Below are 12,011 nucleotides of genomic sequence, written 5' to 3' on the forward strand. Positions count from 1 at the left end.
GTTCTGTCAAGTGCAAAGGGGGCGGAGAAAGGTCCATTGTGCCGGGGCGGCAAATATGCTATAATCTCACCACTGACCAGAAAGGAGGGAACCATATGCTCAAGCTGCTGCTGGGCCGGGCAGGCACCGGCAAGACCTATACCATGCTTACCGCCATGGGGCAGGCGACCCGGCCTCAGATCCTCATTGTGCCGGAGCAGCATTCCCACGACATGGAGCGGCAGCTGTGCGCCATCGGCGGAAATGCTGTTTCCCTCCATGCCGAGGTGCTGTCCTTCACCCGGCTGGCCAACCGGGTATTTTCCACCCACGGCGGCTTGGCGGCCCCCACTCTGGACGGGGGCGGACGGCTGCTGCTGCTGTGTACTGCCCTCAAGTCGGTAGCCGACCAGCTGAAGGTATACCAGCGGCCCTCCCGCAAGCCCGCCTTTCTCAGTAGCCTGCTGGCCACGGTGGACGAGCTGAAAAGTTGCTGCATCAGCCCTGAGCAACTTTGGACGGCAGGCAGCGAGACCGGCGGCGGGGAGGGGGATAAGCTGACCGACCTGTCCCTTATCTACGGGGCCTACGAGGCAATGACCGCCCAGCGGTGGGCCGATCCCAGGGACAAGCTGACCCGGTTGGCTCAGGTGTTGACCGAGACTAGCTGGGCGGCGGGGAAGGACTTCTATGTGGATGCCTTCACCGACTTCACTCCCCAGGAGCGGCAGGTGCTCTCCGCCCTGCTGAGCAAGGGGGCTTCGGTAACAGTGGCTCTCACCTGCGACAAGCTGGAGGAGGACGAGGGAGGCACCGGCATCTTTTCTCCTGCCCGGCGCACCGCCCGGCAGCTGCTGCGGCTGGCCAAGGACCGGGGTGTGCCGGCCCAGGTGGAGGTGCTGACCGGAGATCAGACCGGTCGGACAGCCGCCCTGGCCCATCTGGAGGGGCAGCTGTTTGCTCCCCGGCCCGTCCCCCTGGAGGAGGGCGGGGAGGAAATTACCCTCTTTACCGCCAACACCCCCTACTCCGAGGTGGAGTGGGCGGCGGCGGAGATCCTCCGCCTGGTGCGGGAGGAGGGCTACCGCTTCCGGGACATTGCGGTGTGTGCCCGCAGCCTGGAGGGGTACGGCCCCACCATCGAGACGGTATTCGCCCGCTACGGGGTGCCGGTCTTCCTCAGCCGCATGAGCGACATTCTGGAAAAGCCCATCCTTACTCTCATCACCGCCGCCCTGGACACTGTGTCCGGGGGCTATCGGTATGACGATCTGTTCCGCTGCCTCAAGACCGGCCTTACCGGCTTGGGCCAGGAGGACGTGGACCTGCTGGAGAATTACGCCCTTACCTGGAGCCTGGAGGGGAGCGCCTGGACCGGCAAAAAGGACTGGACCAACCACCCCAAGGGCTATGGCCGCAAGTTCACCGAGGAGGACACCGCCCTGCTGGCCCGGCTCAACCTGCTGCGGCGGCAGGTCACCGCCCCCCTGGAGGAGCTGCGCAAGCAGCCGGACAAGACGGGGAAGGGCCAGGCTATGGCTCTCTACCGCTTCCTGGAGACCATGGGGGTGCCCGAACAGCTGGCCCGGCGGACGGAGGAGCTGCGGCAGCGGGATCAGGCCGCCCTGGCGGAGGAATATGCCCAGCTGTGGGAGATCCTGTGCGGCGGTCTGGAGCAGTGCGCTCAGATCTTGGGGGACACCCCCATGGAGCTGGAGGAGTTTGCACGGCTCTTCTCCCTGGTGCTCTCCCAGTACGATGTGGGCGCCATTCCCGTGTCCCTGGACCGGGTGAACGCCGGCGAGATGCCCCGCTTGGCCCACAAGGGCTACCGTGCGGTGTTTTTGCTGGGAGCGGACGACGGCGCCATCCCGGCGGTGGCTCCGTCGCCGGGTCTGCTCAGCGACGACGACCGCAGCCTGCTGGCCTCCTACGGTCTGGAGCCCGCCCCGCGGACAGGGGACAAGCTGTACCGGGAGATGACCATTGTCTACGAGACCTGCACCCTGCCACGGGAAAAGTTTTATGTCAGCTGGTCCGCTGCCGGCGCCGAGGGGGAGGAGCACCGCCCCTCCTTCCTGGTGGCAAAGATAAAGGCTCTTCTGCCCCACCTGCGCCAGGTGGAGGAGGGGGGACTGGACGGTACCTTCCGTCTGGCGGCCCCCCGGCCTGCTCTGGAGCTGGCGGGGTGGTTTCCCCAGGCGGCTGCCGCTCTCACCGCCCTGCCGGAGTATGCTCCTTTGGTGGAACGGATGACCACCGCCGCCAACCGGGAGCGGGGACGGCTGTCCCGCCCGGCGGTGGATGTGCTCTACGGACGGCGGGTGCCCATGTCGGCCTCCCGCATGGACAAGTACAAGGCCTGTCACTTCTCCTACTTCATGCAGTACGGCCTGCGGGCGGAGCCCCGGCGGGCCGCCGGATTCCAGGCCCCTGAGTACGGCACCTTTATTCACGACGTGCTGGAGCATGTGCTGAAGGCCTGCAAGGACAGAGGCGGGGTGAAGGAGGTCTCGGCCGAGGAGCTGCGTACCCTCACCGACCAGGCTGTGGAGCGCTACGTGACGGAAGAGTTGGGTGGACTGGAGCACGAGAATGCCCGGTTCCAGTATTTGTTCCGCCGCCTGCGCAAGTCGGTGTATGCTGTGGTGGAAAACGTGGCGGAGGAGCTGCGCTCATCCCAGTTCCAGCCCATCTCCTTTGAATTGGGCTTCGGAAGCGGCAAGGATCTGCCCCCGGTGGAGCTCAGTGTGGACGGCGTCACCGTCAGCATCTCCGGCTTCGTGGACCGGGTGGACGGATGGGAACATGACGGGCGGCTCTACCTGCGCATCGTAGACTACAAGACGGGACGCAAGTCGTTTGACTTGACAGATATCTGGCATGGAATGGGCCTTCAGATGCTGCTCTATCTGTTCACCCTGGAACGTGAGGGAAAAGAACTTTACAAGCAAGATGTGACAGGTGCTGGCGTCCTCTATCTGCCTGCCAGAGACGCGGTGGTGGCGGGCAGCCGGGCCATGAGCGATGAGGCCCGGCAAAAGAAGGTGGATGCCGAGCTGCGCCGCCGCGGTGTGGTGCTGGATGACCCCGCTGTGCTCACCGCCATGGAGGACCCGGAGGAGGGCCCCATCCGCTTCTTGCCCGTCCGGGTGAACAAGAGCGGCCAGATCAGCGGTGACGCCCTGGTGTCCGCCGAGCGGCTGGGCAAGCTGTCCCGCCACACCGACCACATCCTGCGGGAGATCGGCCAGGAGCTGGCGGCGGGCAACATCAACGCTGACCCCTTCTGGCGGGGCCCGGAACAGAACGCCTGCCAGTGGTGTGACTACGCCGCCGCCTGCCACTTTGAGGAGGGCAGAGGGAGCGATAAAAAGCGGTGGCTGCCCACCGTCAAAGGCGAGGACTTCTGGGCGGCTGTGGAGCAGGAAAAAGACTAAGCCCCCTTTAGGTATTTCCCAGGCAATTAGCAGTATCAATTTAATGAAAGAACAAAAGAAAGGAATTACAACCGCATGGAGTTTTTTGGAAGCTTATTGAGCAACACCAGCAACTTCCTCTACACCTATATCCTCATTGCCCTGCTTATCTTCTCGGGGCTCTACTTCACCATCCGCACCAAGGGCGTTCAGTTCCGCCTGTTCCCGGAGGCCATCCGGGTACTGGGGGAAAAGAAGAAGGACGGCAAGGACATTTCCTCCTTCCAGGCCCTGATGATTTCCACCGCCTCCCGGGTGGGCACCGGCAACATCGCTGGTGTGGCCAACGCCATCATCGCTGCCACCCTCATCGGCGGCTACGGCGCGGTGTTCTGGATGTGGCTGCTGGCCCTCATCGGCGCCGCCTCTGCTTTTATTGAGAGCACCCTGGCCCAGTGTTACAAGGGGAAGCACGGGGAGAACTGGGTGGGCGGCCCGGCCTACTATATCCAGAAGGCCTTGGGCAGCCGAACCTGGGGCGTGGTGTTCTCCGTGCTGCTCATTGCCTGCTTTGCCTATGGCTTCAACGCCCTGCAGGCCTATAATGCTGGTTCCGCCCTCCAGTACTACCTGCCTGACTACTCCACCAGCATCTGGCCCGCCGTGGTGGGCGCGGTGCTGGCCATCCTCACCGGCGTGTGCATTTTCGGCGGCGTGCGGCGCATCAGCGCCATCACCTCCGGCATCGTGCCTGTGATGGCTGCCATCTATATCGCCCTGGGTCTGTTCATCACCCTCAAGAACATTGGCCAGGTGCCCCACATGATCTCCCTCATTGTCTCCCAGGCCTTTGATCCCAAGGCCATGTTTGCCGGCATCGGCGCCTCCTGCATCATGCAGGGCATCAAGCGGGGCCTCTACTCCAACGAGGCAGGCATGGGCTCCGCCCCGAACGCGGCGGCTGCCGCCGACGTGTCCCATCCGGTGAAGCAGGGCCTGGTGCAGATGCTCTCCGTGTTCATTGACACCATCGTGATCTGTTCCACCACCGCCTTCATGCTGCTGCTGTCCGGCGTGCCTATCGACGCCTACAGCGAGGGCATGAATTTCGTCCAGGCGGCGGTCCACGCCCAGGTGGGTCCCTTCGGCCCCATCTTCATCACTGTGTCCATCTTCCTCTTTGCCTTTAGCTCCCTGGTGGGCAACTACTACTACACCGAGTCCAACTTCCGGTTTATCCGGGATTCCAAGGTGGGGCTGCTGGTGTTCCGGCTGACCTGTGTGGCGGCCATCTTCATCGGTGCTCAGATGAGCTTCTCCATGGTGTGGGATCTGGCCGACGTGCTCATGGGCCTGATGGCTCTGGTGAACCTGGTGGCCATCCTGCTGCTGGGCGGCAAGGCCCTGAAGGTGCTGAAGGACTATGTGGACCAGAAGAAGGCGGGCAAGAACCCGGTGTACCGCTATGAGGAAGTGGGCATCGGTGATCCCGAGATCTGGAACGAGGAGCACGCCCGCAAGTGGGAGCGGGAATGATCCAATAGGCTAAGCGAAAGGAGGAAACCAGATGGCCTTTTCCCTGATAGAAGAACAACAGGCGGCGGTAGATAACCGGGGCGGTGGCCTTCTGGTCTCCGCTGCGGCGGGCTCCGGCAAGACCCGGGTGCTGGTGGAGCGTCTGCTGGCCCGGGTGGAGGAGGGGGCCGACGTGGACCGCTTCCTGGTCATCACCTACACCAAGGCCGCCGCTGCCGAGCTGCGGGGCCGCATTGTGGAGGAGTTGTCCGACCGGCTGGCCCTGCGCCCCACCGACACCCACCTGCGCTGCCAGGCTACCTTGGTTTATAAGGCGGGCATCTCCACCGTCCACGCCTTCTGCGCCCAACTGCTGCGGGAGTGCGGCCATTTGCTGGACATCGACCCGGATTTCCGTCTATGCGACGAGGGGGAGGCGGGCATTCTCATGCTCCGCGCTCTCAACGATGTGCTGGATGAGCGCTACGAGTCCATGGACCCGGAGGGGGACTTTGCCCAGCTGGTGGACACCATGTCCGCCGGGCGGGACGACCAGCGTCTGGTGCAGATCGTGCTGGACATCCGGGGACGGGTCCAGGCCCACCCCAACCCCGCCGCCTGGTTGGAGGAGCAGGAGCGTACCTTTGCCCTGGAGGGGGTGACCGATCCGGTCCAGACCCCCTGGGGGGAGCTGCTGCTCTCCGCCGCCGCCGGGCAGGCGGCCTACTGGCGGCGGCGGATGGAGGAGGCCCGGGACCTGTGCGAGCGGGACGCCAACCTGCTGGCCAACTACGGGGACAGTGTGACCCAGACTGCCCAGGCCTTACAACAATTTGAGGTGGCAGCGGGCCGGGGCTGGGATGAGGCCCGGGACCTGCTGCCCATCCCATTCCCCACCGTGGGGCGGAAAAAGATGGTGGACGACCTTGCCGCCGTAGAGCGGGTGAAGGCCATCCGTACCGCCTGCAAAAAGCGGCTGGAGAAACTGGGGGACTGGTTTGCCGACAGCGGGGAGGATCTGCTGGCCGATCTGCGGACGGTGTACCCAGCCATGCGGGGGCTGTTCGCCCTGGTGAAGGATTTTGAAGCGGCCTATGCCGCCGAGAAGGCCCGGCGGGGATTATTGGACTTCTCCGACCTGGAGCACATGGCGGTAAAACTGCTGGTGGGTGAGGACGGTCAGCCCACCGAGCTGGCCCGCCAGTGGAGCGGGCGATATGACGAGATCATGGTGGACGAGTACCAGGACACCAACGAGGTACAGAACGCCATTTTCTCCGCTCTGTCCAAAGATGGCACCAACCTCTTCATGGTGGGCGACGTGAAGCAGTCCATCTACCGCTTCCGTCTGGCCGACCCCACCATTTTCCTGAGCAAATACCGCACCTTCAAGCCCTATACCCAGGCTGGGGAGGGGGAGGAGCGGCGGGTCATCCTGTCCCGCAACTTCCGTTCCCGGCCCGAGGTGCTGGAGGGAAGCAACTACCTGTTCCGGGCCATCATGTCGGTGCCCTTCGGCGAGATGGAGTACTCCGATGATCAGGCCCTCTATCCCGGAGCCCCGTTCCAGCCAGACCCCGCCTATTGTGTGGAATTGGACGCCCTGGATGGGGACATCGACGGGGAAGAGGGGGCGGAGAAGGTGAGCCGGGACCTGTTGGAGGCCCGGTTTGCCGCCCGCCGCATCCGGGAACTGCTGGATGGTTCTTTCCCCGTCTCAGACGGGCAGGGCGGCACCCGCCCAGTGCGCCCCTCCGATATCGTGATTTTGCTCCGCTCTCCCAATACGGTGCTCCGCCACTATGCCCGTGCCCTGGGTGAGCGGGATATTCTGTGGGAGGCCGAGGGAGGCGGGGACTTCTTCGGCTCCACCGAGATCTCAGTGGCCCTGTCCCTGCTCCAGATTGTGGACAATCCACGGCAGGACGTGGCCCTTATCTCGGTGCTGCGCTCCCCGGTGTATGGCTTCTCCGCCGACCGGCTGGCCCAGATCCGGGCGGCCAGTCCGGACGCTGACTTTTATGCCGCCCTGGCTGCCGACGACGGGGAGGACAGCAGGGCCTTCCTGGCTGAGCTGGACGACCTGCGGTTTGGGTCAGGGGATATGAGCAGCCACCAGCTGCTGTGGCACATTTACGACCGTACCAACCTGCTGGGCATCTTTGGCACCATGGGGGAGGGAGAGACCCGGCAGGGCAACCTGCTGGCCCTGGCTGAGCTGGCCCGGCAGTTTGAGGGAGCGGGCCACAAGGGCCTGTTCCGCTTCCTCACCTACCTGACCCGTTTGCGGGAGAACGGGGCCAAGCTGGCTCCCCCCACGGCGGGCCGCACCGGCGGTGGGGTGCGCATCATGAGCATCCACAAGTCCAAGGGTTTGGAGTTCCCGGTGGTGCTGCTGTGCGGGCTGGCCCGCCGTCTCAACCGGGAGGACATGAGCCGCCCCATCCTCTTCCACCCAAAGCTGGGTGTGGGTCCCAAGGGCCTGGACGTGGACCGGGGCATCGAGTATCCAACCCTGGCCCGGATGGCGGTAGCCCGCCAGCTGGAGCGGGAGATGATGGCGGAGGAGCTGCGGCTGCTCTACGTGGCCATGACCCGCGCCAAGGAGAAACTGATTCTGTCGGTGGCCCTCACCGGCGGCGGAAAAGATTTGGAGAAGCTGGCGGGGGACAGCGGATATCCGGTGGATCCCCAGGTGCTGCTGGGCTGCCAGAGCGTGGGCCAGTGGGTGCTGCTGGCTGCTCTGTGCCGCCCCGACGGAGGTGCCCTTCGGCGGGCGGCCGGTCAGGAGGTGGCGGTGCCCACCGCTCCCTTTGGTCCCGAGTGGGATATTCGGTTTGTGGACGGGGCCCCTCTGGCCCAGACCCCGCCCCATCGCTGGATGGCTCCCGCCCAGGCAGCGGAGCAGGAGACAGAGGACGGGGAAGCCTTGGTCGACCTGCTGCGCTGGACCTATCCCCATCAGGAGGAGGTGGCCATCCCCTCCAAGCTCACCGCCACCCAGCTGAAGGGCAGAGCTTTGGACGAGGAGGCGGCGGAGGAAGCCCCACGGCCTGCCCGGCCCCTCAGCTTCGGCCGGCCCTGGTTTGCCGCCGAGGAGATGGGCCTCACCGCCGCCCAGCAGGGCACTGCCCTCCATCAGGTATTGCAGTATATCGACTTTGAAAAGGCCGAAACGGTGGAAGGGGTGCAGGCTGAAATTGACCGACTGGTGGAGGGGCAGTACATCACCCCCCAGCAGGGAGAGGCCGTGGACCCGGCCCCCGTTGCCGCCTTCTTCCAGTCGGATCTGGGGCAGGAGCTGCTCTCCTCCGTCTCCCTGCGGCGGGAGTTCAAGTTCTCCATTCTGGAGCCCGCCAGCCGCTACTATCCCCAGGCCGGGGAGGGGGAGCAGGTGCTTTTCCAGGGCGTGGTGGACTGCTACTATGAGACCCTGGAGGGCATCACGGTGGTGGACTTTAAGACCGACCGGGTGACCAAGCGCTCCGTGGCGGAGCGGGCGGAGCACTACCGCCCACAGCTGGAGGCCTACAGTCGGGCCCTGGAGGAGATCACCGGCAAAAAGGTGATCCGTCAGGTGCTGTGGTTCTTTGCGCTGAACCAGAGTGTGGATCTGTAGCAATTTGAAAATTTCTGAAAAAAACTGTTGCAATCCACCAGCCTTTGTGCTACTATATTCTAGCGTTTATAAGGCGTGGAGGTTTGCTGCGCCGCTTCATCCGGAACGAGAAAGAGGTGAACACAACAATGAAGGAAGGCATCCATCCTAACTACGAGCAGACCACCATCAAGTGTGCCTGCGGTAATGTGATCGAGACCGGCTCTACCAAGAAGGACATCCGCGTGGAAGTTTGCTCCAAGTGTCACCCCTTCTTCACTGGTAAGCAGAAGATGGTGGATACTGGCGGACGTGTCAGCCGCTTCAACAAGAAGTTCGGCCTGGACAAGTAAGTTCGTATGTAAGGGCTCGTACCGGTTTCGGTACGAGCCTTTTTCATTTGTACAGCACCTTTCTTTTTTTCGGAAAGACACATATAATAGGTGAGAGACAACAGGAGGTGCACGCCATGTTTGAAAAGATCGAGCCCAAGGCTCTGGACCAGAACGTCTTTTCCCTGATCGGCGATCAGTGGATGCTCATTACCGCCGGAACCAAGGAAGAATGCAATACCATGACCGCCAGTTGGGGCGGCCTGGGCGTGCTGTGGGGTAAGCCGGTGGCCACCGTATACATCCGGCCCCAGCGGTACACCCTGGAATTTATGGAGCGGGAGGATACCTTCACCCTGTGCTTCTTTGGGGAAGCATACCGGAAGGCCCTGGCTCTGTGCGGCTCCAAGAGCGGCCGGGATGTGGATAAGGTGAAGGAGTGCGGCTTCACGGTTGCCACGGCGGAGGGGGCCCCCTACTTTGAGGAGGCCGACCTGGTGCTGGTGTGTAAAAAGGCCTACTGGCAGGACATGGACCCCACCCACTTCCTGGACGGGGAGATCGACGGCAAGTGGTACCCCGAGAAGGATTATCACCGCATCTTCATCGGTGAGATCCTGGAGGTTTTAAAGAAAGCATAATATAGGGGCGCACCCTGCGCCCATCGGAGGACACATGACAGAAAACCAAGAGAAAAAAGCCATCAACCGGGCAGTACTGGTGGGCCTCAACGCCCACTGCCTGTCCGAGGCGGAAAATGCCGACGACTCCTCCATGGAGGAGCTGGCCGACCTGCTGGAGACGGCGGGCGGCCAGTGCGTGGGCACTGTGTTTCAGAACAAGGACACCCCCGATCCCCGTACCTTCATTGGCGAGGGCAAGGTGGCGGAGGTGAAGGAGCTGGTGGATGCCATGGGGGCGGACATGGTCATCGTGGACAACCCCCTGTCTCCCTCCCAGCAGCGCGCCCTGTCTGAGGATCTGAAGGTCCAGGTGCTGGACCGGGCGGCCCTTATTCTGGACATCTTCGCTCAGCGGGCCCGCACCAAGGAGGGCCGCCTCCAGGTGGAGCTGGCCCAGTATCAGTACCTGCTGCCCCGTCTGCTGGGTATGTGGACCCACCTGGAGCGGCAGGAGGGTGCCATCGGCACCCGCGGCCCCGGTGAGACCCAGCTGGAGACCGACCGGCGGCACATCCGCCGAAAGATCCAGAAGCTGCGGGAGGAGCTGGATCAGGTGCGCCGGGTGCGTGCCACCCAGCGTTCCCGCCGGGAGAAGAACGAGGTACCGGTGGTGGCCATCGTGGGCTACACCAACGCCGGTAAGTCCACCCTGCTCAACAAGCTGACCGGTGCGGACATTCCCGCCAACAACCGGCTCTTCGATACACTGGACACCACCACCCGTACCCTGGAGATCTCCGATACCTGCACAGTGCTCCTCAGCGATACGGTAGGCTTTATCCGCAAGCTGCCCCACCATCTGGTGGAGGCCTTCAAGGCCACCCTGGAGGAGCTTTCCTATGCCGACCTGCTGCTCCACGTCATCGATACCTCCAACCCGGAGTGGCGGGAGCAGGCCGAGGTAGTGGAGAAGCTGATCGTGGAGCTGGGGGCGGAGCAGACTCCCCGCATTGACGTCTTCAATAAGATCGACCGCTGCCCCAGCGAGATTTTGCCCCACGGCGAGGACATTGTATCCATTTCCGCTAAGACCGGTCAGGGCCTGGACGAGCTGCTGGCTAAAATCGGCGACCGGCTGGATACCGGCGCCCACCGGGTGGTGCTCCACCTGCCCTACGACAAGGGCGGCGTTCTGGATCTGCTCCACCGGGAGGCCAAGGTGGAGCGGGTGGACTATGGCGAGACCATCGAGGTGGAAGCCGTGTGTACCCCCATCCAGCTGGGTCGGCTGAAGGACTATATCGTGTCCGGTTGGACGCCCCCCAAGGAATTTTGGGAGGATTGAGGAGGGCAACACCATGAAACCACTGGAGACCGAGCGCCTGCTGCTGCGTCCCTTTACCGAGGAGGACGCGGCCGGTTTGTATGCCTATGCCAGCCACCCGGAGGTGGGCCCCTGGGCGGGGTGGAAGCCCCACGCCGATGTGGAGGAGAGCCTGCGGGTGATCCGGGAGATCTTTCAGCCCTCCGACACCCTGGCGGTGGTCCAGAAGTCCGACGGACGGCTCATCGGCTCCGCCGGATTTGTGGGCAAGCACCGCACCGAGCTGGGTACCCCCAGCGAGGAGGTGGGCTACTCTCTGGCCAGGGACTGCTGGGGCCAGGGCCTGATCCCTGAGGCGGTGGAGGCCATTCTGCACCACGCCTTTCTGGATCTGGGCTATGCCGCTATCTGGGCCGCCTACTACGACGGCAACCGCAAGTCCAAGCGGGTGATGCAGAAGTGCGGCATGACTTACCGCCTGTCCCGGGTGGAGCCGGTGGAGCAGCTGAATGAGACCCGGCTGGCCCACTATTTTGCCATCACCAGAAGGGAGTGGGAGGCCAGATGACGGAATACTACATCCCCACCGCGCCCTCCGAGACGGAGTTTGTGGAGAAGCGCTCCCGGTTCATCGGCCATGTCTGGCCGGTGGAGAGCGAGGAGGAGGCCCGAGGTTACATCGAGGCCATGAAGAAGAAGTACTACGATGCCCGCCACAACTGCTGGTGCTACCGCATCAAGGAGGGCGGCGTGGAGCGGTACTCCGACGACGGAGAACCCCAGGGCACCGCCGGACAGCCCATGCTCAACGTGTTCCAGCGGGAGGAGGTCACCAACGTGTGCTGCGTGGTGACCCGCTACTTCGGCGGAGTGCTGCTGGGGGCTGGGGGTCTGGTGCGAGCCTATACCCAGAGCGCCAAGGACGCCCTGGACACCGCCGGGATCTCGGTGGTACGCCGGTGGGTGGAGACGGCCGTGACCTGCCCCTACTCCTTCTTCGAGCGGGTGCGCCAGGAGGCGGAGGCCCAGGGAGGCGTGCTGGGGGAGAGCGAGTATGCCGCCGACGTCACTGTCCATGTGCTGCTGCCCGAGGAGAACACCGAGGCCTTCGCGGCCCGGCTCACCGAACTGACCGCCGGAGGTGTGGCTCCCGTCACTCTGGGAGAAGCGTTCCGGGCAGTGCCCATCAAGTAAAAGCAAAAGCGTCCCCACGGCATTGCC

General features: G+C 63.7%; 8 protein-coding genes. All 8 read left to right on the plus strand.

The window, feature by feature from the left end; genetic code table 11:
* Window positions 1–95: 95 nt before the first annotated feature.
* Window positions 96–3,419, plus strand: coding sequence for a PD-(D/E)XK nuclease family protein (locus J9789_RS03700; protein ID WP_209342500.1), 3,324 nt, complete (start codon window positions 96–98; stop codon window positions 3,417–3,419).
* Between the two features lie 75 nt (window positions 3,420–3,494).
* Window positions 3,495–4,934, plus strand: coding sequence for an alanine/glycine:cation symporter family protein (locus J9789_RS03705; RefSeq protein ID WP_209342502.1), 1,440 nt, complete (start codon window positions 3,495–3,497; stop codon window positions 4,932–4,934).
* A gap of 31 nt (window positions 4,935–4,965) precedes the next feature.
* Window positions 4,966–8,532 carry a helicase-exonuclease AddAB subunit AddA gene (gene addA, locus J9789_RS03710; RefSeq protein WP_209342504.1) on the plus strand — a complete coding sequence of 1,189 codons (3,567 nt, stop codon included), beginning with the start codon at window positions 4,966–4,968 and terminating at the stop codon, window positions 8,530–8,532.
* A gap of 128 nt (window positions 8,533–8,660) precedes the next feature.
* Window positions 8,661–8,864 carry a 50S ribosomal protein L31 gene (gene rpmE / locus J9789_RS03715; RefSeq protein WP_087328273.1) on the plus strand — a complete coding sequence of 68 codons (204 nt, stop codon included), beginning with the start codon at window positions 8,661–8,663 and terminating at the stop codon, window positions 8,862–8,864.
* Window positions 8,865–8,980: 116 nt separating this feature from the next.
* On the plus strand, window positions 8,981–9,484 hold the full coding sequence (locus J9789_RS03720; protein WP_209342506.1) for a flavin reductase family protein: 504 nt from the start codon (window positions 8,981–8,983) through the stop codon (window positions 9,482–9,484).
* 34 nt (window positions 9,485–9,518) lie between these two features.
* Window positions 9,519–10,811 (plus strand): GTPase HflX, encoded by a 1,293-nt coding sequence (hflX, locus tag J9789_RS03725; RefSeq protein ID WP_209342518.1) that lies wholly within the window; start codon window positions 9,519–9,521, stop codon window positions 10,809–10,811.
* Window positions 10,812–10,824: 13 nt separating this feature from the next.
* Window positions 10,825–11,358, plus strand: coding sequence for a GNAT family N-acetyltransferase (locus J9789_RS03730; RefSeq protein WP_209342520.1), 534 nt, complete (start codon window positions 10,825–10,827; stop codon window positions 11,356–11,358).
* Window positions 11,355–11,984: a YigZ family protein gene (locus tag J9789_RS03735; RefSeq protein WP_209342522.1), complete on the plus strand. Its 630-nt coding sequence runs from the start codon at window positions 11,355–11,357 to the stop codon at window positions 11,982–11,984. The genes J9789_RS03730 and J9789_RS03735 overlap by 4 nt, the downstream gene beginning before the upstream one ends.
* The last annotated feature ends 27 nt before the right edge of the window (window positions 11,985–12,011 follow it).

The organism is Flavonifractor sp. AGMB03687, from assembly GCF_017811815.1.
Classification (GTDB): domain Bacteria; phylum Bacillota; class Clostridia; order Oscillospirales; family Oscillospiraceae; genus Flavonifractor.